Annotated in this window: 22 protein-coding genes; 19 read left to right on the top strand and 3 right to left on the bottom strand. The window is 37.0% G+C overall.

What is annotated here, in order from left to right; translation table 11 throughout:
- Nucleotides 1-24: 24 nt before the first annotated feature.
- From ilvC to yihA, 11 genes are all read left to right on the top strand, one after another.
- Complete coding sequence (ilvC, locus tag AC4G3O_RS15340) at nt 25-1,056, top strand: ketol-acid reductoisomerase (protein WP_066108666.1); 1,032 nt, start codon at nt 25-27, stop codon at nt 1,054-1,056.
- A complete protein-coding gene (locus tag AC4G3O_RS15335) occupies nt 1,043-2,581 on the top strand; it encodes a 2-isopropylmalate synthase (protein WP_490551071.1) in 1,539 nt (512 codons plus the stop codon). Before ilvC ends, AC4G3O_RS15335 begins: the two co-directional genes overlap by 14 nt.
- Before the next feature lie 23 nt (nt 2,582-2,604).
- Nucleotides 2,605-3,714: a 3-isopropylmalate dehydrogenase gene (gene leuB, locus AC4G3O_RS15330; RefSeq protein ID WP_066108663.1), complete on the top strand. Its 1,110-nt coding sequence runs from the start codon at nt 2,605-2,607 to the stop codon at nt 3,712-3,714.
- 38 nt (nt 3,715-3,752) lie between these two features.
- Nucleotides 3,753-5,177, top strand: a complete 1,425-nt coding sequence (gene leuC, locus AC4G3O_RS15325; RefSeq protein WP_491136432.1) for a 3-isopropylmalate dehydratase large subunit — start codon at nt 3,753-3,755, stop codon at nt 5,175-5,177.
- A gap of 1 nt (nt 5,178) precedes the next feature.
- Complete coding sequence (gene leuD, locus AC4G3O_RS15320) at nt 5,179-5,751, top strand: 3-isopropylmalate dehydratase small subunit (RefSeq protein ID WP_491136431.1); 573 nt, start codon at nt 5,179-5,181, stop codon at nt 5,749-5,751.
- A gap of 149 nt (nt 5,752-5,900) precedes the next feature.
- A complete protein-coding gene (locus AC4G3O_RS15315; RefSeq protein ID WP_066108655.1) occupies nt 5,901-6,914 on the top strand; it encodes a tetratricopeptide repeat protein in 1,014 nt (337 codons plus the stop codon).
- Nucleotides 6,915-7,078: 164 nt separating this feature from the next.
- Nucleotides 7,079-8,368, top strand: a complete 1,290-nt coding sequence (gene tig, locus AC4G3O_RS15310; RefSeq protein WP_066108652.1) for a trigger factor — start codon at nt 7,079-7,081, stop codon at nt 8,366-8,368.
- Between the two features lie 405 nt (nt 8,369-8,773).
- The gene (clpX, locus tag AC4G3O_RS15305) at nt 8,774-10,033 is read left to right on the top strand and encodes an ATP-dependent protease ATP-binding subunit ClpX (protein ID WP_066108651.1); all 1,260 of its coding nucleotides are present in this window, start codon (nt 8,774-8,776) and stop codon (nt 10,031-10,033) included.
- Between the two features lie 624 nt (nt 10,034-10,657).
- Complete coding sequence (gene lonB / locus AC4G3O_RS15300; protein ID WP_066108648.1) at nt 10,658-12,322, top strand: ATP-dependent protease LonB; 1,665 nt, start codon at nt 10,658-10,660, stop codon at nt 12,320-12,322.
- A gap of 242 nt (nt 12,323-12,564) precedes the next feature.
- Nucleotides 12,565-14,889, top strand: coding sequence for an endopeptidase La (gene lon, locus AC4G3O_RS15295; RefSeq protein WP_139892829.1), 2,325 nt, complete (start codon nt 12,565-12,567; stop codon nt 14,887-14,889).
- Nucleotides 14,886-15,467, top strand: a complete 582-nt coding sequence (yihA, locus tag AC4G3O_RS15290) for a ribosome biogenesis GTP-binding protein YihA/YsxC (protein ID WP_066108642.1) — start codon at nt 14,886-14,888, stop codon at nt 15,465-15,467. The genes lon and yihA overlap by 4 nt, the downstream gene beginning before the upstream one ends.
- A 511-nt stretch (nt 15,468-15,978) precedes the next feature.
- Here yihA and AC4G3O_RS15285 read toward each other — a convergent pair.
- The 3 genes from AC4G3O_RS15285 to AC4G3O_RS15275 form a co-directional block, all read right to left on the bottom strand.
- Complete coding sequence (locus AC4G3O_RS15285) at nt 15,979-16,914, bottom strand: SMI1/KNR4 family protein (protein ID WP_491136430.1); 936 nt, start codon at nt 16,912-16,914, stop codon at nt 15,979-15,981.
- A gap of 204 nt (nt 16,915-17,118) precedes the next feature.
- Nucleotides 17,119-17,304, bottom strand: a complete 186-nt coding sequence (locus tag AC4G3O_RS15280; RefSeq protein ID WP_066108632.1) for a hypothetical protein — start codon at nt 17,302-17,304, stop codon at nt 17,119-17,121.
- 917 nt (nt 17,305-18,221) lie between these two features.
- Nucleotides 18,222-18,881, bottom strand: coding sequence for a nucleotidyltransferase domain-containing protein (locus AC4G3O_RS15275; protein ID WP_192796829.1), 660 nt, complete (start codon nt 18,879-18,881; stop codon nt 18,222-18,224).
- A gap of 528 nt (nt 18,882-19,409) precedes the next feature.
- On the opposite strand from AC4G3O_RS15275, the gene AC4G3O_RS15270 reads away from it, so the two are divergent.
- The 8 genes from AC4G3O_RS15270 (at nt 19,410) to AC4G3O_RS15235 (ending at nt 26,256) form a co-directional block, all read left to right on the top strand.
- Nucleotides 19,410-19,949 carry a GNAT family N-acetyltransferase gene (locus AC4G3O_RS15270; RefSeq protein ID WP_066108626.1) on the top strand — a complete coding sequence of 180 codons (540 nt, stop codon included), beginning with the start codon at nt 19,410-19,412 and terminating at the stop codon, nt 19,947-19,949.
- A 290-nt stretch (nt 19,950-20,239) separates the two neighbouring features.
- Nucleotides 20,240-20,695, top strand: coding sequence for a CarD family transcriptional regulator (locus AC4G3O_RS15265; protein ID WP_175354316.1), 456 nt, complete (start codon nt 20,240-20,242; stop codon nt 20,693-20,695).
- Nucleotides 20,696-21,318: 623 nt separating this feature from the next.
- Nucleotides 21,319-21,720, top strand: a complete 402-nt coding sequence (locus AC4G3O_RS15260; protein ID WP_066108619.1) for a CDI toxin immunity protein — start codon at nt 21,319-21,321, stop codon at nt 21,718-21,720.
- Between the two features lie 181 nt (nt 21,721-21,901).
- A complete protein-coding gene (locus AC4G3O_RS15255; protein WP_491136429.1) occupies nt 21,902-22,762 on the top strand; it encodes an alpha/beta fold hydrolase in 861 nt (286 codons plus the stop codon).
- A 139-nt stretch (nt 22,763-22,901) separates the two neighbouring features.
- The gene (locus AC4G3O_RS15250) at nt 22,902-23,300 is read left to right on the top strand and encodes a hypothetical protein (RefSeq protein ID WP_148630932.1); all 399 of its coding nucleotides are present in this window, start codon (nt 22,902-22,904) and stop codon (nt 23,298-23,300) included.
- A 268-nt stretch (nt 23,301-23,568) separates the two neighbouring features.
- Nucleotides 23,569-24,057 carry a tetratricopeptide repeat protein gene (locus tag AC4G3O_RS15245; protein WP_262366023.1) on the top strand — a complete coding sequence of 163 codons (489 nt, stop codon included), beginning with the start codon at nt 23,569-23,571 and terminating at the stop codon, nt 24,055-24,057.
- Nucleotides 24,058-24,565: 508 nt separating this feature from the next.
- The gene (locus tag AC4G3O_RS15240; RefSeq protein WP_491136428.1) at nt 24,566-24,964 is read left to right on the top strand and encodes a DUF5412 domain-containing protein; all 399 of its coding nucleotides are present in this window, start codon (nt 24,566-24,568) and stop codon (nt 24,962-24,964) included.
- Nucleotides 24,965-25,518: 554 nt separating this feature from the next.
- Nucleotides 25,519-26,256, top strand: coding sequence for an AAA family ATPase (locus tag AC4G3O_RS15235; RefSeq protein ID WP_151675546.1), 738 nt, complete (start codon nt 25,519-25,521; stop codon nt 26,254-26,256).
- Nucleotides 26,257-26,351: the final 95 nt, after the last annotated feature.

Here is a 26,351-nt window from a genome sequence, read left to right as displayed (position 1 = left end):
AAATGAAAAAGGGAGAGAACAATTATGGCAAAAATGTACTATCAAAATGAAGCAAATGAAGCAGCTTTATCAAATAAAAAGGTAGCAGTTATTGGATATGGATCACAGGGGCATGCCCATGCACAGAACTTACGGGAAAGCGGATTTGAAGTAGTTATTGGATTGCGAGAGGGTAAATCTTGGAACCAGGCGGTTGAAGATGGATTTGATGTTAAATCTGTTAGGGAAGCAAGCGAGGAAGCAGATGTAATCATGATTCTCTTACCGGATGAACATCAAACAAAAGTATATAAAGCAGAGATTGAACCAGTCTTGCGGAAAGGTCATACACTGATGTTCGCTCATGGTTTCAATGTCCATTATCATCAAATTGTTCCTCCGGCATTTGTAGATGTATCCCTAGTGGCGCCAAAAGGACCGGGCCATTTAGTCAGAAGGACATTTGAACAAGGGGCAGGTGTTCCAGCATTATTTGCCATCTATCAGGATGTGTCAGGTGAAGCAAGAGAAGTTGCATTGGCTTACGCAAAAGGGATTGGAGCACTTAGGGCAGGAGCTCTTGAAACTACATTCAAGGAAGAGACCGAAACAGATTTATTTGGAGAACAGGCAGTACTTTGCGGGGGACTTACCTCCTTGGTAAAGGCAGGTTTTGAAACGCTGACGGAAGCTGGCTATCAGCCTGAGCTTGCTTACTTTGAATGTTTACATGAATTGAAATTAATTGTTGATCTCATGTATGAAGGCGGCATGGAAGGGATGCGCTATTCCATTTCTGATACCGCTCAATGGGGTGATTTTGTTTCAGGTCCCCGCGTAGTTGGCCCGGCTGTTAAAGAAGAAATGAAGCAAGTGTTAAAAGAAATTCAGAATGGCACATTTGCAAAAGGATGGCTGCTTGAAAATCAAGTGAACAGACCTGTATTTAACGCGACACAGGCACAGGAAAATGCACATCCAATTGAACAGGTAGGCAGAGAACTTCGTCAAATGATGCCATTTATTCAACAGCAAAAAAAGAAACAGAAAGAAGTGGTCGGCAGTGCGAAAAATTAATATTTTTGACACGACCTTACGTGATGGAGAACAATCTGCCGGAGTCACTCTTAATTTGACCGAAAAACTGGAGATAGCCAAACAATTAGAAAAAATGGGTGTAGATATCATTGAGGCTGGTTTTCCCGCAGCCTCTCCAGGAGATTTCGAATCAGTGAAGAAAATTGCTGATTTAGTCAAAAATTCAACGGTAACAGGACTGGCAAGATCTGTGGAAAGTGATATTGATGCAGTGTGGGGAGCTTTAAAGCAAACGGCCGACCCGAGGATACATGTCTTTCTTGCTACATCACCCATACACAGGCAGTATAAGCTGAAAATGACGGAGGATCAGGTAGTTGAAGCTGCCGTGGCTTCGATCCGTTATGCTTCGAAGTATTTCCCGGTTATTCAATGGTCAGCTGAAGATGCTTGCCGAACAGAGCTTCCATTCCTGGCTCGGATTGTGGAAGAAGCTATCAAAGCCGGAGCAAAGATCATCAATATCCCGGATACGGTTGGTTATATCACACCGAAAGAATACAGTGAAGTCTTCCGATATCTAATGAGCCACGTTCCATCTATAGATCAGGTTACGTTGTCTGCCCATTGCCATGACGATTTAGGATTGGCGACCGCCAATTCTATGGCAGCGATTCTGGCCGGAGCGACTCAGATAGAAGGTACCATTAATGGAATTGGTGAACGGGCCGGGAATACTGCACTGGAAGAAGTAGCGCTTGGCCTATATACAAGAAAAGATTTTTATCAGGCAGAAACCGGCTTGGTTCTTAGTGAAATTAAACGTACAAGTGAATTGGTCAGTAAACTGACAGGTATGGTAATCCCGCCAAATAAAGCTGTAGTAGGTAAAAATGCCTTTGCACATGAATCCGGCATTCATCAAGACGGTGTGCTTAAAGAGAAAACAACCTACGAGATAATTGAACCTGAATTAGTTGGATTAAGTTCTAACTCCATGGTGCTTGGTAAGCATTCAGGCCGGCATGCATTCCGTACAAAATTAGAAGAGTTAGGCTTCCCTGTGTCGGATGAAGAAGTTAATCACCTTTTCAAAGTATTCAAGGATCTCGCAGATCGTAAGAAAGAAATGACAGATGATGATATTGTCGCGTTAGTACTGGAAGAGAAAGTAACAAAAGAGGATAACTATTATGAATTAATTTCCATTCAGGTTCAATACGGAACCAATCAGATTCCTACAGCAACCGTTACATTGTCAGGGGTAAATAACGACAGAATACAGGAGGCCTCCACTGGAGCAGGGAGTATTGAAGCGTTATACAATACGCTCGAGCGTTGCATCCAGAAACCAGTTAAGCTGCAGGATTACCGTATTCAATCAGTTGGCGGCGGCAGAGATGCGTTGGCACAGGTGTTTGTAAGAATTATTTATCAGGGAGTGGAAACAAGCGGACGGGGATTAGCCCAGGATGTGTTGGAAGCGTCGGCCAAAGCGTATTTAAATGCTATTAACCGAGTGATTTTAACAGTAGAGCACCAATCAATGGTGATCACGAATTAATCAATAAGGGGGATTTCTTCGATATGAAAAAAAACATTGCTGTATTGCCGGGTGACGGAATTGGACCAGAAATTATGATAGGAGCCCTCGAAATCCTCAATGCTATTGGTGAACGATTCGGGCATGAATTCGTCTTTGAATATGGGCAAATTGGCGGGGCAGCGATTGACACGGAGGGTACCCCTTTATCTGAAAAAACGATTGACCTTTGTAAACGAAATGATGCCGTGTTACTTGGAGCAGTTGGCGGTCCGAAATGGGATCATAATCCCCCGGAGATGCGACCTGAGCAAGGGCTGTTAAAAATCCGCAAAGAGTTAAATTTATACGCAAATATGCGTCCAATCAGTTATTATGCCAGCATCGAGGATTCATCACCTTTGAAAAAAGAAATCATTGATGGTACGGATTTTTTAATCGTGAGGGAACTAACGGGCGGGTTATATTTTGGCAAACCGAGTAAGCGTAATTATCATGATGGCATGGAATCTGCTGTCGATACTCTGTATTACGAACGCGAAGAAGTAAAGCGGATTATCACACTCGCTTTTGAATTGGCAAAGGAACGAAAAGGAAAGGTAACATCCGTTGATAAGGCAAATGTATTAGAATCAAGCCGAATGTGGAGAGAGGTGGCAGAAGAAGTAGCCAGTGAGTATCCAAAAGTGAAGCTTGAGCATATGCTCGTAGACAACGCAGCGATGCAGCTTATCCGTAATCCAAGGCAATTTGACATATTGGTGACTGAAAATATGTTTGGTGATATTTTGAGCGATGAGGCAAGTGTCTTAACTGGTTCACTTGGAATGCTCCCTTCAGCAAGTCTTTCTGAAAATGGTTTGCATTTATATGAACCAATTCACGGCTCTGCCCCGGATATCGCAGGCCAGGATAAAGCTAATCCAATTGCAATGATTCTGTCTGTTGCATCGATGCTTCGCCATTCCTTCCAAATGGAAGAAGAGGCAAGTATAGTGGAACAAGCGGTGAAAAATGTACTGGACTCCGGCAAACATACAATAGATATATCAGGAGATGGAAAAGTGCTGTCAACTACGGAAATGGCCAGGGCTATTAAGGAAGAAATTTTGCAGAAGGACGCTATTTTTCACATTATGGAAGCGTACGCGTAAAAAAATTAAAGGTATCAATAAAATGAGGAGGAATCTATGTGGGTAAATCGATCGTGGATAAAATCTGGGAAAATCATATAGTGCACAAGGAGGCGGGAAAACCAGATTTATTATACATCGATCTGCATCTCGTTCATGAAGTGACTTCTCCTCAGGCATTTGAGGGTCTTCGCCTAAAGAAAAGAAAGGTACGCAGACCAGATTTGACCTTTGCAACAATGGATCATAATGTCCCCACCATTAATCGTTTTGTAATAACAGATGAGGTGGCGAAAAGGCAATTGACAGCACTTGAACGGAATTGCCAGGAATTTGGAGTACCTTTAGCAGGCCTTGATAGTGAAGACCAGGGAATTGTCCATGTGATTGGACCTGATTTAGGCTTAACCTGGCCGGGAAAAACCATTGTTTGCGGCGACAGCCATACATCTACACATGGTGCATTTGGTGCATTGGCCTTTGGAATTGGCACGAGCGAAGTGGAGCATGTATTAGCGACGCAAACCATTTGGCAAAACAAACCGAAAACGATGAAAATTGAAATAAACGGTTCACTCCAAAATGGGGTTACTGCAAAGGATGTCATTTTATTTATCATCACTCAAAATGGAACGAACTTTGGTAACGGTTATATTTTGGAATATGCAGGAGATGTAGTACGTAATATGTCGATGGAAGAGCGCATGACTATGTGTAATATGTCTATTGAAGGTGGCGCTCGTGCCGGTCTGGTTAGCCCGGATGAAACTACTTTTTCTTATATGAAGGGCCGGAAATATGCTCCCGTGCCGGACGAATTCGAGGAATATTGTAAGCGGTGGTCAGAATTGGCCAGTGATGCTGATGCAGATTATGACAAAGTAATCTACATGAATGGAGATGATATTTCTCCTATGGTCAGTTGGGGCACCAATCCTGGGATGTGCAGCCCAGTAACCGGGAATATCCCTCATTCAAATTCAATGAAGCCAGCAGCAGCCAAAACATTACAGCGAGCGCTAGAATACATGGGTCTTAAAGAAGGTCAGGCAATTACAGATATACCGGTTCAGCATGTATTTATTGGTTCCTGCACAAATTCCAGGATAGAAGATTTAAGGGAAGCGGCTGAAATTATCGATGGTAATAGGGTTGCTGCAGGAGTGAGAGCAATGGTCGTTCCAGGCTCACAGGCTGTTAAGAAGATGGCAGAGGAAGAAGGTCTGGATACGATTTTCAAAGCAGCTGGATTCGAATGGAGAGAAGCAGGCTGCAGCATGTGCTTAAGCATGAATCCAGATGTGGTGCCGGCAGGTGAACATTGTGCTTCCACGTCGAACCGTAATTTTGAAGGAAGACAGGGCACTGGAGCAAGAACGCATTTAGTATCTCCGCGCATGGCAGCAGCGGCAGCGATTTACGGAAAGTTTGTAGATAGCAGAGAAGCGGTGAATCCTTTGATTTCTGGAAAAGGAGGTCATTAAAATGGAAAAAATGACAGTCTATACAGGTAAACCTGTTATTCTTGAACGCGATCATGTCGATACAGATCAGATTATACCGAAGCAGTTCCTAAAGCGCATTGAGCGTACCGGGTTTGGCAGGTATGTGTTTTTTGACTGGCGTTTTCATGCAGATGGAACCGAGCGAGACGATTTTGAACTGAATCAGCCTGAAGCTAAAGGTGCGACCATTTTGTTGGCAGGTGAAAATTTTGGATGTGGATCCTCTCGTGAGCATGCCCCATGGGCACTGGGGGATTATGGGTTTAAAGTAATTTTAGCTTCCTCCTTTGCAGATATTTTTCATCAAAACTGTTTGCAAAATGGAATACTGCCGATAACCTTAGAAAAAGAGACTCTTGCTTCACTAAAGGAATTTATACGTAAAACACCGTTGGATCTAACGGTTGATCTACCTAATCAAGAATTGAGAGCACAAGAAAACGTACTTGCTCGATTTGATATTCATCCATATTGGAAGAACATGCTGATTAATGGTTGGGATGAAATTGAACTAACGCTTCAGTATAATGAAGAAATCAATCAATACGAATAGAGAATACTGGCATAGACTACAAGATATATAGTCTATGTTTTTTTGCGTTTCATTGTTTATTGAGTGAATAACAGAAAGATTTTTTGTTTTTCATGGAAAGGCATGCTAAACTAACGACAATTAATTCAAAAAAATCAAGGCGGTTTGTTATGAAGAACACAAAAAGTGAACGAAAGGATGAAAAGGTAATTCCTTTTCCTAATCTGGCACAATTGCTCCTCAAAAAAGGTATGCAAGCCATGGAGGAGAAAAAATTCAAAAATGCCCGTGAATTATTTGGCCAGGCGTATGAATTGGAACCGGAAGATGAAGATATCAATATCGGATTGGCTCTGTCACTTGTAGAGCTCGGGAATTACCAAGATGCAAAAGCTATAGTGAATAAGATGATGGGAAATGGAATTGGAGAGTATTTTCATGTCATCAATATTTATTTAATGATCCTTCTGCAATTAAATGAACATCGCGAGATTATATCGGTAGTCGAAGCGTTATTGGAAGAAAATCAAGTACCTGAAGGCAGAGTTGAATCATTAGAACATCTATTGGCTATGAGTAAACGAATTGTGGAACAGGGCAGCGAACAGGAATATTCAGATGATTTTCCTGAATTTAAAGTCGAATCACCTCAAATTCAGGAGGAAGAAATAAAAGTTATTTTGGAAACCGGAACGATGCAAGAGCAATTTTTTATGCTATCTTCACTTGCAGGGCAAAATATTAGACCGTGGGTAGGGCTGCTTTGCCAATATTTAATAGAAGAAAAACATCCTTTTTTAAAAACCTTTACTTTATCCATATTAAAAGAGCAGGAAGTGGATAAGATTGTAGAGGTGGATAAGTTCGGTCAAACTATTACAGTGAATATAGTAGACTTACCAATTGTTGAAGAAACGCATTTTTTATCTGACATACATAAAACCTTACGTGACAGGTTGGAAAATAATAATCCTATCATGTTCGAACAGGCAATGGAAATGGTTAAAAGGCATAATATCCTGCTTTATCCATTGAATATACCGAATCTCGAAGGATGGGCAGAAGGCTATTATCGAATTGTGTCGGAAGCCTATGGAATCGATTTGAAGGAGCCTGATGAAAGGATAAATATAATTATAGAGGAAATCAGGAATCTAGAGGGGATGACTTTCCCTGTTATTTGAGGGTCCAAGTCTTGAAACGTAGGAAACCTATGTTATAATATAGTGGTTGCAATATGCATTGGTACAGTAAGGCTGTACTGCCTAAGATCAATAAATCTAGTTGCACATAATATCGTGTTAAGAGAAAACGATTATTAGGAAATATATATAGTGGAGGGAAAACCATGTCTGCAAAATGGGAAAAGCTTGAAGGGAACAGCGGTGTATTAACTGTTGAAGTACCGGTTGAAAAAGTAAACGAAGGCTTAGATTCAGCATTCAAAAAAGTGGTTAAACAAGTACAAGTGCCAGGATTCCGTAAAGGAAAAATGCCTCGTGCATTATTTGAAAAGAAATTTGGCGTTGAGTCTCTTTACCAAGACGCATTAGATTTTATTCTTCCAGAAGCATACGCTAATGCAATTGAAGAAACTAAAATCGAGCCAGTTGATCGTCCAGAAATCGATATCGAAAAAATGGAAAAAGGCGAAGCTCTTATTTTCAAAGCAACTGTTACTGTGAAGCCAGAAGTTAAACTTGGCGAATACAAAGGTATTGAAGTTACACAACTTGATACTGAAGTAACTGATGAAGATATCGAAAAAGAAATCAAAACTTTACAAGAGCGTAACGCAGAGCTTGTAATCAAAGAAGAAGGACAAGCTGAGAATGGTGATACTGTAGTTTTAGACTTTGAAGGATTCGTTGATGGCGAAGCATTCGAAGGCGGACAAGCAGATAATTACTCCTTAGAACTTGGTTCTAACTCTTTCATTCCAGGATTTGAAGAGCAATTGGTTGGTCTTGAAGTTGGTGGAGAAAAAGATGTTGAAGTTACTTTCCCAGAAGAATATCATGCTGCAGAATTAGCAGGAAAACCAGCTGTATTCAAAGTGAAAATTCATGAAATCAAAACAAAACAATTACCTGAGTTAGATGATGAATTTGCTAAAGATGTTGATGAAGAAGTAGAAACATTGGAAGCACTTAAAGAAAAAATCAAAACTCGTTTAGTTGAGTCTAAAAACCATCAAGCAGAGCACCATGTAAAAGACACAGTTATCGAAAAAGCGGCAGAAACTGCAGAAATCGATATTCCAGAAGCAATGATCGACACTGAAACAGATCGTATGATTCAAGAATTTGAACAACGTCTTCAAGCTCAAGGTATGACTCTTGACATGTACTTCCAATTCTCTGGCCAAGACAAAGATGCTCTTAAAGGTCAAATGAAAGAGGAAGCTGAAAAGCGTGTACGCATCAACTTAACTCTTGAAGCAATCGCTAAAGCAGAGAACCTTGAAGTTACTGAAGAAGAAATCAACACTGAAGTACAAGCAATGTCTGAGCAATATGGCTTGACTGCTGAACAAATCATCCAAGCGCTTGGCGGAACTGAAAGTGTTAAAGGTGACTTATTAGTAAGAAAAGCAATCGACGTATTAGTTGATAACAGCAAAACAGTAGAAGCTTAATACACATATTAAATAACAAAACAAGGTGCGATTTTATCGTACCTTGTTTTATACATACTATACATACTAATTGCAGGGCCAAAGTTTCGAGAAGATTCGACTTTTAGAATCGAAATATTTTAACACATACATAATTGCTTTTTTCATGAATTAAGTGTAGATTAATTCTAAATAAATAGGATTTAAAACTCTTCCATTTTTGATTTCCAGGATTGAAAGGAGTCAAGAATGGATATTATGTACATATACATAAGGAACAATTAGTTTGGCAAATGAGTACGGCCTTTTTCTTACCTTATATGGGGCAATGTATGTTACAATCCTTACATACCCTTCATTAGTTAATCTGGATCGTAAAGAATTGCAGATTTCATGATAGAGTTCATAATACCAAGGGGTGAAACTATGTTTAAATTTAATGATGAGAAAGGGCAATTGAAGTGTTCTTTCTGTGGGAAAACTCAAGAACAAGTCCGAAAACTCGTAGCGGGTCCAGGTGTTTATATATGTGATGAGTGCATAGAGTTATGCACTGAAATTGTAGAAGAAGAACTGGGTACTGAAGAAGAAGTTGAGTTAAAAGATATACCAAAACCAATGGAGATCTTAGAAATCCTTGATGAATATGTTATTGGTCAAAAAGGTGCTAAAAAATCCTTGGCAGTAGCCGTTTATAATCACTATAAACGTGTAAATTCTAATAGCAAAATTGAAGATGTAGAATTATCTAAATCCAATATTTGCTTAATCGGGCCTACTGGAAGCGGGAAAACACTTCTTGCTCAAACTTTAGCCAGATTATTAAATGTACCATTTGCCATTGCAGATGCTACGTCATTAACTGAAGCTGGTTACGTGGGTGAAGATGTTGAAAATATCTTACTTAAGCTAATTCAGGCTGCTGATTACGATGTAGAGAAAGCTGAAAAAGGCATTATATACATTGATGAAATCGATAAAATTGCACGTAAATCTGAAAACCCATCCATTACACGAGATGTTTCAGGTGAAGGTGTACAGCAGGCGTTGCTGAAAATTCTTGAAGGCACAGTGGCAAGCGTTCCGCCACAAGGAGGAAGAAAGCATCCTCATCAAGAATTCATCCAAATTGATACAACGAATATTCTATTCATTTGCGGTGGTGCATTTGATGGAATCGAACCGATTATTAAACGCCGTCTTGGCCAAAAAGTTATCGGTTTTGGATCAGTTAAAGAAGAAGTTGAAGATAAAAACTTGTTAACTAAAGTTCTTCCTGAAGACATGCTTCGTTTTGGATTAATTCCAGAATTTATCGGACGTTTGCCGGTAATTGCTACACTTGAGCAATTAGATGAGGATACATTAATCCAAATCCTTACTAAGCCAAAAAATGCGCTTGTTAAGCAATTCCAAAAAATGCTTCAACTTGATGACGTAGAACTCGAATTTGAGGACGGAGCGTTGTTAGAAATTGCGAAAAAAGCAATTGAGCGTAAAACAGGTGCACGTGGACTTCGTTCCATTATTGAGGGAATTATGCTGGATGTCATGTTTGAACTTCCTTCCCGTAATGATATTAAAAAATGTATCATTACAGCTGAAGTGATCTCTAAAGGCGAATCTCCAAAAATAATTCTTGTTGATGGAACAACTGAAACAGTTGAAAAGAAAACATCTGCTTGATAAAGATATAAGTTGTAGAAGAGGCCAATCAAAATCTTGATTGGCCTTTTTTGTATTGCAAATGACGCAATTTACAGGTTATCTATTCTTAAATGGATACATGTTTGGAGAGTTAGAAGAAAACAATTGCTTTTATAGGAAGAATAATAAGAGATTGACCCGAGTGGAGTAGGAATCCGGCCGATTCCTTCATTAATCCAGCCAATTCAGCTCAAATTCCAGCCAAACGCTAAAGTAGGTGGCAGGTTTTGATGTAGATACATAGAGCTTGAGTCATAAGGATAGCCACCCACTGCGGGAGGAAAGAACACATCTGTGCGCCTCCTCTTATGCTTTTCGGAGGCCAACAGGATGTTTGGTCACAAAGACGTTGCCACAGGACGTGGCGTATTTAGTCTTTGTTCCTTAACGTAAGGCCCTTCAGCTTTTTAGTTAATCCAGCTTCGCCTCCTAGCTTCTCGAGACATAAGTGTAGCCACAGCGGGAGGAAAAGTGCCTCCCTGCGCGCCTCCTCTTATGCTTGTCGAAGCTGATCAGTCGGCTCAGCTTTTTGATGTTTATTCCATCCTTTCTAGGGAGATACTAGCTTGTATCTCAACGATGTGATTTCAGGAGGGTGCTTATATGAGTTGGACTGGTGTGGTTATTGTTATCCAGCTGTTTTTTGGAATAGTGATTGGCATGTATTTTTTAAATTTGTTAAAGGGTCAAAGGGTACAAAAGGTTTCAATTGATCGAGAGGCTAAGAAGGAGATGGATCAGCTTCATCGAATGAAGTCTATCTCATTAACTGAGCCGCTTTCCGAAAAGGTAAGACCAGCACGGTTTGATGATATTATTGGTCAGAAGGATGGAATCAAGGCACTAAAGGCAGCGCTTTGTGGGCCAAATCCACAGCATGTACTAATTTATGGTCCGCCTGGAATTGGGAAAACGGCCGCTGCGCGACTGGTGCTGGAAGAGGCTAAAGCAAATATGAAATCTCCATTCAGGCAAACCGCAACATTTGTAGAATTGGATGCCACAACAGCCAGATTTGATGAGAGAGGAATTGCTGACCCACTTATAGGCTCTGTTCATGACCCAATCTATCAGGGCGCCGGAGCAATGGGCCAGGCAGGTATTCCACAGCCAAAACAGGGGGCAGTTTCAAATGCTCATGGCGGTGTCTTATTTATTGATGAAATTGGAGAATTGCATAATATACAAATGAACAAATTATTGAAGGTATTGGAAGATCGGAAAGTACATTTTGAAAGTGCATACTATAATGAAGAGAATCCGAATATACCAAAACATATACATGAAATTTTTCAAAATGGATTGCCTGCTGATTTTAGGCTTGTTGGGGCTACAACGAGAACACCTTCTGAAATTCCGCCTGCGATTCGTTCCAGATGCATGGAGATTTTTTTTCGTGAATTAAATCAGGAGGAACTGAAAAAGGTGGCCAAAAATGCAGTTGAACGGGTGTCCTTAGAGATTAGTGATGAGGCGCTTAATGTCATTGGTAATTTTGCCAGCAATGGACGGGAAGCTGTAAATATGGTTCAGAGTGCCGCAGGTTTAGCCATTACAGAAAATAGAGATTATATTAAAGATGAAGATATTGAATGGATTGTTCAATCCAGCCAAATGTCTCCTAGATATCAAAGCTTTATTGCGAAAGAATCTGCCGTTGGTGTTGTAAATGGTCTGGCTGTAACCGGACCAAGCTCAGGGGCGTTACTTGAGATTGAAGTTACGGTTATTGATGCGGTTGATAAGGGATCAGTTAATATAACTGGAATCGTAGAAGAAGAAAGTATTAATAGTGCAGGAAAATCCATCAGAAGAAAAAGCATGGCTAAGGGATCGATTGAAAATGTGGTGACTGTCCTGAGAACGATTGGCGTACCAGCTGACAAATTTGATATCCATGTTAATTTTCCGGGCGGTATACCGATTGATGGTCCTTCGGCAGGCATTGCTATGGCCGTTGGGATTTACTCAGCTATCTATCAAATACCGGTAAAAAATAATGTTGCAATGACAGGAGAAATCAGCATTCACGGGAAGGTTAAGCCGGTTGGCGGTGTGTTTACGAAAGTGACAGCAGCTAAGTTAGCGGGAGCCGATGTAGTTCTGATTCCGGAAGAAAATATACAAGCCCTGTTAAACCAAGTCGAAAATATTGAAATTAAACCTGTCAGGAACTTAAAGGAAGTATTTCAACTAGTATTCGATCGTACAGCGGCCATTGATACTATTATTGAAAATATGCCACTTTCTGAACGGGAAAGCGGCTGAGGGAACAAAATTAAAAGGCTTGCATCAGAGCGAGCCTTTTTTTTTGTCTTACTAATAATGAGAGTGGGAAATTTTGTTACCTTAAAAATTGATTGAAAGGTGTTACATCCACTTAAATCTAGGGAAAACAAGTAACATGGTTTCGTTTATCGTCCCAAATAGACACAAACCAGTAAATACGATAAAATTGGTAAAAGGTCAATGAATAATACATATATTAGCATGTTTTGGAGGTGCAACAAATGGCAAACACTATGGACAAAAACGTTCCCCTCCTGCCGCTTCGCGGATTGCTTGTTTTCCCAACGATGGTTCTCCATCTGGATGTTGGAAGGGAAAAATCTGTTCAGGCGCTAGAGAAAGCGATGGTAGATGACCATTTGATATTTTTAACTACTCAGAAGGAAGCTTCTACAGATGAGCCCAGTGAAGATGATTTGTATGAAATGGGTACACTCACTAAAGTAAAACAGATGCTTAAACTCCCAAATGGGACAATTCGAGTGTTGGTAGAAGGTTTATCGAGAGCACAAATGGTTTCCTATGAGGATGATAGTGATTTTCTTACAGCGAAGCTCGAAATTATTGAAGATCCAGTAGAGAAGGATCCTGAAACAGAAGCTTTGATGAGAACTTTATTAAATTACTTTGAACAGTACATAAAAATCTCAAAAAAGGTCACAACAGAAACATATAATTCAACTGTTGATATAGAAGAACCCGGCAGACTGGCCGATATTGTTACATCACATTTGCCGCTTAAGCTGAAGGACAAGCAGGAAATACTTGAGACCATTGATGTCAAGGAAAGATTAAACAAAGTAATCAGTTTAATCAATAACGAGAAAGAAGTATTGAATCTCGAAAAGAAAATCGGTCTGCGTGTCAAAAAATCAATGGAGCGAACACAAAAGGAATATTATCTACGCGAACAAATGAAAGCAATCCAAAAAGAGCTCGGTGACAAAGAAGGTAAGGCTGCTGAGATTGCTGAATTTGCTGAGAAGATAAAGGAAGCGGGCATGCCGGCTCATGTCATGGAAACTGCACTTAAGGAGCTGGACCGCTATGAAAAGATTCCGGCAACATCTGCAGAGAGTGCGGTCATTCGTAATTATATTGAGTGGCTGATTGCAATTCCTTGGTCGAAAGCAACGAAGGATGATCTGAATATTAGAAAAGCTGAGAACATCTTAAACAAAGACCATTATGGTCTTGAAAAGGTGAAAGAGCGCGTGCTTGAATATTTGGCTGTTCAGAAGCTTACGAATTCCTTAAAAGGACCAATTCTTTGCCTTGCGGGACCTCCAGGGGTAGGTAAGACTAGTTTGGCAAAATCCATAGCTAAGTCTTTGAACCGTAATTTCGTCCGGGTTTCTCTTGGTGGAGTAAGAGATGAATCAGAAATACGCGGACATCGCCGTACGTATGTGGGGGCTATGCCTGGCCGTATTATACAAGGGATGAAAAAAGCGGGAACCATTAATCCGGTTTTCTTATTGGATGAGATTGATAAAATGTCCAACGATTTTCGGGGGGATCCATCTTCAGCTATGCTTGAAGTTCTTGACCCGGAGCAAAACAATACTTTCAGCGATCATTATATTGAGGAAACCTACGATCTTTCCAATGTAATGTTTATTGCTACAGCCAATGATTTAGCAACGATTCCGGCACCTCTACGTGATCGGATGGAAATTATTAATCTCTCCGGCTATACGGAAATTGAAAAGCTCCATATTGCTAAAGATCATCTGATGCTAAAACAAATCAAAGCTCACGGATTGACAAGAAGCCAGCTTCAAATGAAGGATGATGCGATTATCAAAATCATCAGGCAATATACAAGAGAAGCTGGGGTTCGTACTTTGGAAAGGCAATTGGCGGCAATCTGCCGGAAAGTAGCCAAGATTATTGTTTCAGGTGAGAAGAAAAAAGTTATTGTCACAGAAAAAGTAGTGGCTGAATTTTTGGGTAAACCGTATTTCCGTCATGGCGAAGCAGAGCGTGAAGACCAGGTTGGAGTAGCAACTGGACTTGCTTATACTACATTTGGCGGTGATACCCTTCAAATTGAAGTTTCTTTATCACCAGGTAAGGGCAAACTTGTGTTGACGGGTAAACTTGGAGATGTCATGAAAGAATCTGCGCAGGCTGCTTTCAGCTATGTTCGTTCCAAGGTTGAAGATTTTGGGATTGACAAGGATTTCTATGAGAAATATGATATTCATATTCATGTTCCTGAAGGAGCTGTTCCAAAAGATGGTCCTTCCGCAGGTATTACTATAGCGACTGCCTTAATTTCAGCGCTTACGGGTAAAGCGATCCGTAAGGAAGTAGGGATGACTGGTGAAATAACTTTGCGTGGTCGTGTATTGCCGATTGGGGGATTAAAGGAAAAGTCATTGAGTGCTCATCGTGCAGGACTAAAGAAAGTTATATGTCCGATTGATAATGAGAGAGATATTGATGATATTCCTGAAAGTGTTCGTGAAGAATTAGAATTCGTATTTGTATCACAACTTGATGAAGTGCTGCAACATGCATTGGTAGGTGGAGAAAGTTGAAAATTACTCAAGCAGAGATTGTGATGAGTGCTGTTAAACCGGAACAATATCCAACAGATGGTTTTCCGGAGTTCGCTCTTGCTGGACGTTCAAATGTAGGAAAATCTTCTTTTATTAATAAAATGATCAATCGGAAAGGTTTGGCCCGTACTTCATCTAAACCGGGTAAAACACAAACATTGAACTTTTATAAGCTTAATGAGCAATTATTTTTCGTCGATGTACCGGGATATGGATATGCGAAAGTATCCAAGTCCGAACGTGAAGCATGGGGTAAGATGATTGAGACATATATTACGACACGTGAGCCTTTACGTGCTATGCTCTTAATAATTGATTTGCGCCATAAACCGTCTGTGGATGATGTAATGATGTATGATTTTCTTAAGCATTATGAGATACCTTGTATCATTATTGCAACCAAAGCGGATAAAATTCCAAAAGGTAAATGGCAAAAGCATCTAAAAGTCGTGAAAGACACACTGAATATTATCGAAAGTGACGAAGTGATTTTGTTCTCTTCAGAGACTGGGCTTGGAAAAGATACGGCCTGGAATGCCATACAGGCGCGAATATAAAAATTGATGTGAAAAGAGCTGCATATTAGTTATGCAGCTCTTTTCATATGTATATTCTAATATCAGAAGCTCTGATGAGTATTTTTTGGTAAAGCCCCTAATTCATAAAGGATAGCAGCATCACTATTTTTTCCTTCCCTAAATTTAAATATCATGATACCTGTTTCTTTGATTCGTTGGTTATCCGAAGGAATGTTAAACCAACCACCTTTATAGGTCATCCAGCCGGTATAACGGACAACTAGCTTTTCTCCCTGTTCTATTAAATCATCTATTATCCATTCATCATCCTGAAAAACATTCCTATACTAGTTCATAAATTCTCTCATATCATTTTTGGGGTTATCTGTATTTCTTGAGTGGAATATAAAATGTGAATCTGTAAGCTGATCTAAGAGTTCAAGATTACCTTTCGTAAAGTATTCATCGAACCATATCCTGGCGACTTCTCTTTTTTGATCAGTAATCACTTTATCTCCCTATACTTGTATAAGATGGTCTGACCTTTGTATTATTCCTCATCCTCAAAAGTAATCATTACGCCAACAACCTGTTTGAAAATATTATATTTCACTTTGACTTCATACATTCCATCACCATAGCCAGACATAGAAACCGCACCTCCAGGAACCACTCCGGCTTGTTCATCTGTATCGGTCATATCACAGCATGCTACATAGTATTTAGAGCTAGCCTCATCTATCTCTATATCATGGGTATTTATCAGTTCATATGGGATTGTTTCATCTTTTTGAAAAACGTCAAAATCAAAGATTCCTGCTTGTGCTGAATCAACCGCTATTGCTTGAGCGCAATCATGCCATCTCCCGCTTGGTTTCTTTTCGCCATAATATACGAACAAATTTTGTACTGCTTCCTCATCAGTGTGTGTAACATATGCTGTCCACTTTCCATTTTTCACATTTAGAAGTAAGACTTGCAGGTCTTCTTCATCTTTATCGTAACATGGGTCCGTAACAATTAACTTCCCACTTTCGATTGTAAATGTGCCTAAGATTTTAGGCTTATTTGTCTTTTTCGGTACATACCAGTCAATAAATTCACTTAAAGTTGAAGCCTTACATTCGCATTTTCCCTTTTTATCATCCCATAGAAAAATCAGCTCTTGCATAAATCTTTTTCGAATTTGATAGCAGAGCTTATTTCCATTGATATGGTCACCAATACAAATAAATTCATCAGGCATATTTTTAGGCCGGTTCTCTTGATTTTGCCTAACAATATCCATTGCAAAGGCTAATTGTTCATTAGCTTGAATCGAGTACAAAGTCCATTCTCCGAATGTTGCACCATTTGTTTCTAGAAAGAGTTCCTTGTATTCTTCTGGAAAGGTAGCGCCAAGTGTTCGTTCTGTTTTCTTTAATTCAATTAATGACACTCCGGCTACTTCAATCTTGGGATTAATCTTATTTATTACTTTCTTCATTGTTTCCTCTAAGGATTTTTCCAAATTATTATGACATGTCAGAGAAATAACGTAATTTTATTAATATGCTAAGAATTGATTTATAAAAAGCGAAAGAAATGAGTGGTCTGAAGATGAGAATTGAAGTAAACGAATGAAGTAGAATCATCAAATTCGAGAATCTTCATAAGGATGGATTGTATGCGTAAATCTGTCAAACATCTATTATGTGGATTGCTTGGATTTAATTCTCCATACGAGGGATGCAATTAAAATAAGTAAACCGGCGGCTATTCCCGTTATTTGATCGATTAAAAGCTCACCTGTTCTAAAATAACGGATTGTAAATGTTCCTCCGAAAATAAGAAGTATGCTGATGGAAAATCGAATGAAAAATGTGTTTGTGCTCAATCTCTAACACCTCCTCTGTAAATAAAGCATAATTCATATGTAATTAATTGTAAATATTCTTTGTTAATAGGCTGAGAATCTCTATAAAAGGCTTTTTCGTAAATATTGTTGCTTTGAATAAAAAGGGAACTGCTATCCATTTGCGGTAAAATTGGGTGGGGATTACCTTCTTGAATGAATGGGATAGGTTAGTGAAGAAGGAATTTATTAATATTTTATTAAATTATATTAAAGATGAATTTATATAGAAACCCAAAAAAACGGTAAATTGTAGCGTTCAGGTGAGATTAATATGATATAGGTACATAAAAATATAAAGGGCAAACGTTATAAGCAATTAATAGACTTACTCTCAAGGAATTGTAATCGCTTTGCTTTTGTAGAAGATGGACGTTTATTGGAGTTTGAAAAGGAGCGTCTTGCCTTTATTGATAATTTAATAATCGATATTGAAGAACATTTAATCGAAAGACGAATACAAAAAAATGGGAAACCACAAGACTTTCTGAAGATACAGCCTACGTTTTTTATTTTAAAATGAATAATGCTACAAGAGACTTTTTGAAAGAGCGTTGTCATTCCCTTTTTGATTGGATTAGTCCTGAACTACCAGAAGACTTAATGTTTTACCATAATGATAAATGCATATTAGCTGTATGCTCCCACGAAGAATATTTTGTAGTGGAGGAAGCTATTTGGGACAGTTTCATATTGAACTAACGGGGCAGGTTAGCTCAATAAGAGAAAACCACTAGTGAATGTTACCATTACCAAACGACTTTATTATGAATTAAGCAACTATATGTACAAAGATAATAAAGTCGTTTAATTTTAATACAGAAAAATAAAAGCCTTACTACACATAAAATGTAATAAGGCTTTTAAAATTTGTTCAAAAACGCACAATTTTGTCTTTATCATTTCATTGCTTGTAACGTTTCCTTTGCCCAATGAAAAATTAACGTTGTATCTTGTTGTAAATGAACAGGCATACCTTGTTGAATCTCTAAAAAACGGCTTAATACTTGTCGATCAAGCTCTTCTGCATTTAGAATAAGCTCCCCTATATCTGATTGAAATATTTCTGATTTTAAAAATTGCTTTCCTTGTATTACGAAACGTGCATTTTTAAATATAGCTTTAATTGCCTCTACTGATTTTGTGTGCAAATAATTGTGCAAAGTCATATGATAACTATTTCCTGCACCTGTTCGAACAAATCGCTTGATATCTTCCGGTTGAATATGTTTCTTTAAAAATTCCAAGCTACCGTAAACTGCTTTTGTATCATAGACAAAGGTAAATAAATCCGATTTATCCCAAGCTTGGAGTTCGTCTACACCCGAAATAAAACCACAAAGTAAATGACGGTTTGGCATCGTATGGGTAACGACTTCATACGATAATAATCGATCAATCGTCAGTTCTTTAAAAATGACCACTACATCAATATCACTGTCTAGCTTTGCCTCTTCCCTCGCTCTACTTCCTTGCAATCCTATAAAGACAATCTCCTCGCCAAATTGTTGAATAAGTTTTTGACTAAATTGCTCAAGCCAATCGTTCATTTCAATCATATGCATTACCATCCTTATTTAATTTTGCCGCGGTAAATGCAGTAGCGTAAATAATTCTATTTTAAAACTGTAACTGTAGTCAATCGACTTATTTCTTGTAGTTTTTTATTATAACTGTACACGATAAATGGTAGGCGGGAAAGTTTCATTTTTAAATAACTCTATTATCATTAAACATTTCAATCATCTCTTATTAAATTAACGAGTGCATTAATTGAAGAAGGAATAACACTATTCTTGTTTAAGTAATTGTTATCTGGGACCAATAAGTTATTTAGAAAGTAAGATTATGTTTGTTTTGGCGAATGTCTCATTGTGATTAAGGATTATACCGCTAAAGGAGCAGCATTCCAGAAATAATAAAAAGCTTGTGAACAAGTACACTTAAACTATAGGGGGCGTTGATCCAGGAAGGATTAATCTCTTTTTATGTTGAATTTCTTATTGAAGTAAAAGGGGAAGGTTTATTTAAGAAAAAATATAATATAAGTTTTAATCCCAATGATAAACTGATGAGGAGAAACTGAATTGAAAATTGTAAAAATTTACGAATATGAAATTAATGGTCAATTGGAAACTAAATTACGGCAGTTATTAGTAGAATGTTTTACAGATGTATATCCAAAAGATAGAATTTACTTTAAGCAGTTACCTCATTTTAGGTTCATTGTAATTGATGATACTAATCAACTTGTCGGTCATGTGGGCTTGGATTATAGAGTAATGAATTTAAACGGGAAACCAATAAGAGTTCTTGGTATCATCGATTTATGTGTATCAAAAAACAAGCGTTCACAGGGAATAGGTTCATTACTGCTCTCTGAAATAAATGATTTCTGTGAAGGGAAGTTAGTTGATTTTTTACTCTTGTTTGCAGATAACAAAAAATTGTACTTAAACGCAGGATTCAAGTCTGTAAATAATGAATGTAAATGGTTAAAAATTGACGATGAAAATCAATCAACTTACGGAATAGGACATGAAAAGATTAATGAGCTTATGATCAAAGAAGTAGGTAATATAAAATGGGAAAATGGCAAGTTAGATTTATTAGGATACCTTTATTAAGCTAACGGGGGCGATTGCAAAACAAGGCAGTCGCTTTTTGTGTTATTTGCGCAGGAAGGTTTTATAAAGAATAATAATATTAAGGTTAGTAGAGGTTTCAGAATATACGTGGGAAAATCAACCTTCCCTTTATTGGTAATCCGACACGATTCCTATTGTTAGTGCTTTTTCTGATCTTTAAGAAAAAAGTAGTTGACAATGGAAAATAAATTATGATATTATTAAATATTTGCTAAAAAATGATATATATGTTAAGGTTAAGAAGGTTACCATATATGGAGGTGGATTATTTGTTTCAAATTGGCGATAACATTGTTTATCCAATGCATGGAGTAGGTTTAATTAAAGCCATAGAAGAAAAGGAAATCTCAGAGGAAAAACAACAGTATTATGTCATAAAAATGTTAATCGGTAATATGCAAGTCATGATTCCTACGGGTAAGAGTTCAAGTATACGCCCTGTTACTGACATAATTGCATTAAAACACATCATAAACATCTTTCATCATGGAGAATCAGATAGATTACTGCCGTGGAAACAAAGGTATAAAGTGAACACGGACAAAATAAAAACGGGTAAAATACAAGAATGTACTGAAGTTGTACGTGATTTAATGCGTATGAAGAAAGAAAAAGCACTTAATACAAGCGAAAAAAAAATGTTAGATAACGCACATGAATTTTTGATTAGTGAACTGGGATTAATTAAAGGTATTACTGAAAATCAAATAAAAAGTTTCTGTTAAGGTTAATTTAAGAAAATTGATTACTTTCCCGAAAATTTCCTGATTTTTTTGAAATATGTTTATTATTAAAATAAATCTTTTCAAAGACATTCAACTTCTCCAACTCACCTTTAGAGCATTAACCTCTTTTGTAATTTCTACAATCTAATCCATTTTTATTATTTAAATTTATTTTACGAACGTTTGAAGTTTCATCAAATAACTCGATAAAATAGTCACTTGATTTTTGCAATCCTGATTCACACTGGCACGGACAAGGAGCCGTAAGGATGAAAGAGAGGTAGGGCTTTCATTGTTTTAGGTATACAATATATTATTTAAGTCATTATTTCTAGAAGAAAAAACAATCAATCTCACCTCTATCTTTAAGAATTTTTTATATCATCTGAGACAGTGAATAGTAATTGTTTATCTTCTTTACGTTAAAGAGAGAAACGAATTGGTAACACCATATGGTCAACTACAAAAATGGATTCCAGACCAGGAAACCATTTTTTATTTTATTTACATAACAATAGTAAAGATTACTGGTGAGGGTTTAAATCCTTTGAAGGGCAACGCGTACAAGAAGGATTTTAATGCTATTTTGGAACATATTAAAGGTTAACTAATAATATTAAATCATGTATGAAAAAACCAAGTTTGTGAATACGGAAGTATTTGAAATTCTAGGTTCTAATAACAGTCATTCAATTGTAGAAGATTTCTCTGAAAATTCCCTGATTGCTTTTTGGATCAGAATTGACTGGGAGAATCCTATTGTTAACCGAGTTGAAGTAAATGACCAAGAAATTAAGAGCATTCCATCCTTTCTAATTTCTAAAGGATTTGATACTTCAATTCCTATATATATCTTTTGGGGATACGATAGTTATCCATGTGTAAAAACTAAATTGACTGGAGAAATATTAAGTAATATTGAGGATATTGTTTGGTTAGGAAATGATTTATATATTTATTGTCTTACACAGAAATATGTTATTGAATTCTTTCATGATGATACGGTTAATGTGGGGTGGATTTAGGTCAACAAAGACTTTATCCTTATTTAACAAACAGGGGCGGTGATCCAAGAAGGATTAATGCTCTTTTTTGTTGAAATCCTTATTGTTGAAACGGGGCAGTTTAGCGGAAGAAGGTTTAATACCTTTCTTGTTGAACTTATTATGGTAGACCAGGTCAGTTTAATAAGAAAGGAAGATATTATTGGGGAATTGGGAAAGGAATTTACTTAAAACATCACGTGGTGTATTCGAAATATTTATAAAGGGTGAAGGCGAACAACTTTGTGTTACCCATCATTATGCAGAATTTAATCAGACAGGTGATTATTTTGCAGAGACTTTTACAAAAACAAACAAAGTATTTTTGATAAATTTAAGAGAAGCAGGTAATTCAGAGAAAGCACAAGAACCGTATCAACTAATTTTTTTGGAAACAATATTTGATATAGAAGCTATTCGAGAAGAATTGGGTTTTAATAAATGGGGATTTTCTGGGCACTCAACTGGGGGTATGTTAGGCATTATCTACGGAATATACTTTTCAAAATCTCTTACATTTAATGTGATTGTCGGAGCTGCAGCAAGAGAATATATGACATTCTCAAAAGATTGTATTTATAATCCGAAACACTCCCAATTCACCAGAATGCAAGAACTTAATGAAACATTGAAACGTTCAGGTATATCATCAGAAAAAAGAAAAGAACTAAAAATTGAAAGAACGAAACTATCTTTATTCGACCCTGAAAAATATGACGAGCTTTTTTGTCTAAACATTAGTAAAGGAATGTCTGCGATTCGTATAGATTTTTTCAGCCGAGAATTACAAGTCTATGATGTAACGAAAAAGCTGGAGTTTATATCAACCCCAACTTTAATAATTTGCGGTAGAAATGATGTACAGTGTCCAGTGTTATACTCTATTGAAATGGAGGAAGGAATACCGAATTCAAAATTAGTGATTATTGAAAAAAGTAATCATTACCCTTTCTTAGAAGAAGCTCAACAATTTATTGAAGAATATAATTTATTTATAAAGGAACACCAATCCTTATTAAGCTAATGGGGGCGTTGATCCAAGGAGGATTAATGCTCTTTTTTGTTGAATTCCTTATTGTAGAAACGGGGCAGGTTAGTGGAAGAAGAATAAATTCTTTTAAAGAGGAATAAATATAGGTAATAGGCTAATTAGGGGCGATATGATGAAACGCTTACTGTCTTTGATTCCTTTTATTTTATTGATTATTGGATGTAATGAAACATTTCTTTCTAATGGAAATGGTAAACCTCTTTCTTTCTCAGGAGAAAGTGACAACTGGAAAGGGGAATACTCTGTAATCATCTCTGAAAATGGAACAAGAGAAGATGGAGATTTTGTATTTAGCTATAAAAACGGATCGAGCAAGACCTTTTTTAGGAACATAGAGGTAGTAATTAATAACGGTGAAACAAAATATATAGAATATGGTACTAGAGGATCCACGGTTCGATTTTTTTTATCCAGTTCGGGTGGTGCTGTAATGCAGGAAGACCTTCCAATCAAAGTTACAATTAAATGGGATAATGAAAAACAAGAATCCTTTGAGTTAGAGTCTAAGTAAATTCTTTTCGGGGAGAGAGTTATAAATGTTGATAATTTTATAGTCCTTATATTTTTTGCTTTGTTCAATCCTATACGTCGAATGATTCAAAAGCCTAATTATAAAAAAGTTCATTTTAAACAAACGCGGGCATTGATCCAAGGAGGATTAATGCTCTTTTTCGTTGAATTCCTTATTGTAGAAATGGGGCAGTTTAGTTGAAGAAGGATTTTCAAAGTGATGTGATGAACTTGTTATCAAATACATTTTGAAAAGGAGTTTATTAATATTGAATGAAGAACAATTGGTAAAAGCACTTGAATTACGAAAAGAGGATAAGAAGAAAGAATCAAATCACATACTACTAAAAATGGTAGAGGAACATCCTGATAATGCGTTTATTAACTACCAATGTGCTTGGAGCTTTGATGTTTTAGGAGAAGAGTCAAAAGCAGTTCCTTTCTATGAAAAGGCTATTAAGCAAGGGTTATCAGGTAAAGATTTAGAAGGAGCAATATTGGGACTTGGAAGTACATATAGAACTTTAGGGGAATATGAAAAATCAGAAAAGGTCTTTTTAGAAGGAATAGAATTATTCCCGACTAATAGAGCAATACAAGTGTTTTATTCAATGACCTTATATAATTTAAGCGAGCATAAAAAAGCTATGGAGTTTTTACTAAAATGCTTGATAGATACCACAACAGACTCTGAAATACTGAGTTATAAAAATGCAATTAATTTCTATACTGATAAATTAGATGAAATGTGGAAATAGCAAGTGAAAGGTTGTACTTAAACAAACTGGGCATTGATCCAAAAAGAAGGATTAATGCCTTTTTGTGTTGAACTTCTTATTTTAGAAACGGGGCAGGTTAGCGGAGGAAGGAATATTAACAAGATAGATTGAATCTAATAATATAGGCGGGATGAAATATAGAAAGATTTATCGACTTACGACAACCGAGTAGATAATGAGAATTTCGTCTTTTTGACCTAATACACAGGTTACTCGCAAGAACGTTAATGGTTTATTGTTTATCTTACAGGAGGTATCTAAATGCAAGATAACAAAGGTACGGCGATACTTATTCTTTTTGTCATAATTGTAGTTATAGTTGCTTCAAATTTTTTTAAGTAACGAATGGAATAGCAGAAGAACAGAACAGCCGTAGTTCCAGCTATCTCTTATGCTACTAACGGGGCAGTTTAGCGGAAGAAGGATTTTTATTATACATAGGAGAACTAATATAATTATTAACCGGTACAGAGAGCGGTTTAACTGTATGACAACTTACTTGAAGAAAGAGAAAAATAAAGCTCCTAAAAAAGCACTTAGAGTATTCCTTGTTATCTGTCTGTTATTTACTGGGGTTATTGCTTATGGAGTATATTGGGCGTTTTTCGATATGAACAGACTACCAAAAGGAAAATATCTTATCGAAAAAACATCACCTGGCGGCCATTACACACTAAAAGCATATCTCACTAATGGAGGTGCTACAACGTCATATGCTGTTCGTGGCGAGTTGGTCTTTAATGAAGGCAATAAGAAAGCCAAAAATATTTATTGGAATGAACGAGAAGAAACTGCCAATATTATCTGGACAGACAATGATACAGTTGAGATCAACGGGCATACATTAAATGTACCTAATGATAAATTTGATTTTAGACATCAATGATTCATCACTAAACATACTGTTGAATTGAATCAAGATAGATTCAAAACTCTTAATTCTTTATTGGACAAACGGGGCAGTTTAGTTCAATAGGCTTTAATGTAGTTGGCTAAACATAAGTATTATTTAGTTTTATAGTAAAAAAAGAGAGAGTAAATACTCTCTCAAATGTATATTAAGCATCATTATTATTTAGTTTCTCTAGTTTGTCAGATATATTTTTAAGAATTTGATTTTTTTCCTGTTGTAGTTTGAAAAATTTAGTTACAAACCAAATTACAAATATGATTGGAATTAAGTAATATAACAAAGATAAAATTGGTAGAACAGACACCCAGGTTGATGTTGTCAACGTAAAACCTCCATCATTTTTCAAATATTATAACATAAGAATTATTGGTAATTATTAAAAGATAAACAGTTTTTGAATATTTATCCTGGAATAAAAATAAATAAAGAACACTGCGATTGCTCTTCCTCATTATTGAACTATCGGGACAGGTTGCTTTAGAATTACCTCAATACCCATTAAATTTAAAAGTGGAGTGTATCTAATGTTGTTTTTACGTAGAATTACTTTTTTACGAGAAGAAGTACCTGATTTAAATACGTACCCATTCACTGTGCCTGCAATTAGAGGAATGAATACATTGGACTTAAAAAGTGAAGTAACATTTTTTGTAGGGGAGAATGGTTCAGGAAAATCTACTTTGCTTGAAGCAATTGCTTACAAATGTGGGTTTAATACAGCAGGCGGAGGAATAAACAATATATACGATGTAGATTCATCCCACGCTGCTTTGGGAAAATACATTCGTTTGTCTTGGTTGCCAAAAATCAATCAAGGTTTCTTTTTAAGGGCTGAAAGTTTTTATCATTTTGCGTCTCATCTGGATCAACTAGCCAAGGAAGACCCGACTATTTATCAAGCATATGGAGGTAAATCATTACACCACCAGTCTCACGGAGAATCTTTTTTATCGCTATTTTTAAACCGTTTTTCGGGTAAGGGCATTTATATATTGGATGAACCCGAGGCAGCATTATCACCAGCTCGCCTATTAGCATTTATGAGAGTTATTTATCAATTGGTGAGTAGCGGAAACGCTCAATTTATCATCGCCACACATTCGCCTATTCTTCTGGGGTATCCAAACGCACACATCTTTAGTTTTGATTCCAATGTAATCGAAAGTGTCAGATATGAAGACACAGAACATTATCAAATAACAAAGGGTTTTTTAGATAGAAAGGAAAGGTACTTAGAAGAGTTATTTTTAAATGACGAGGATTAATAAAAATATAGCTTACTCCGCTAACAAAGACATTGGTCCAAGAAGGATTAATGCCTTTTTGTGTTGAATTTCTTATGGAAGTAACGGGGCAGGTT

The sequence above is a fragment of the Bacillus sp. z14 (2026) genome (assembly GCF_058313575.1).
Note: the sequence above shows the minus strand (reverse complement) of the source record. Positions and strands in the feature narration are given on the sequence as shown.

Bases quoted from the DNA above. Each gene is read 5' to 3' on its own strand.
- ilvC (WP_066108666.1), top strand. From the start codon at position 25: ATGGCAAAAATGTACTATCAAAATGAAGCAAATGAAGCAGCTTTATCA.
- leuB (WP_066108663.1), top strand. From the start codon at position 2,605: ATGAAAAAAAACATTGCTGTATTGCCGGGTGACGGAATTGGACCAGAA.
- leuD (WP_491136431.1), top strand. From the start codon at position 5,179: ATGGAAAAAATGACAGTCTATACAGGTAAACCTGTTATTCTTGAACGC.
- AC4G3O_RS15315 (WP_066108655.1), top strand. From the start codon at position 5,901: ATGAAGAACACAAAAAGTGAACGAAAGGATGAAAAGGTAATTCCTTTT.
- tig (WP_066108652.1), top strand. From the start codon at position 7,079: ATGTCTGCAAAATGGGAAAAGCTTGAAGGGAACAGCGGTGTATTAACT.
- clpX (WP_066108651.1), top strand. From the start codon at position 8,774: ATGTTTAAATTTAATGATGAGAAAGGGCAATTGAAGTGTTCTTTCTGT.
- lonB (WP_066108648.1), top strand. From the start codon at position 10,658: ATGAGTTGGACTGGTGTGGTTATTGTTATCCAGCTGTTTTTTGGAATA.
- lon (WP_139892829.1), top strand. From the start codon at position 12,565: ATGGCAAACACTATGGACAAAAACGTTCCCCTCCTGCCGCTTCGCGGA.
- AC4G3O_RS15285 (WP_491136430.1), bottom strand. From the start codon at position 16,914: ATGAAGAAAGTAATAAATAAGATTAATCCCAAGATTGAAGTAGCCGGA.
- AC4G3O_RS15275 (WP_192796829.1), bottom strand. From the start codon at position 18,881: ATGATTGAAATGAACGATTGGCTTGAGCAATTTAGTCAAAAACTTATT.
- AC4G3O_RS15260 (WP_066108619.1), top strand. From the start codon at position 21,319: ATGTATGAAAAAACCAAGTTTGTGAATACGGAAGTATTTGAAATTCTA.
- AC4G3O_RS15250 (WP_148630932.1), top strand. From the start codon at position 22,902: ATGAAACGCTTACTGTCTTTGATTCCTTTTATTTTATTGATTATTGGA.
- AC4G3O_RS15240 (WP_491136428.1), top strand. From the start codon at position 24,566: ATGACAACTTACTTGAAGAAAGAGAAAAATAAAGCTCCTAAAAAAGCA.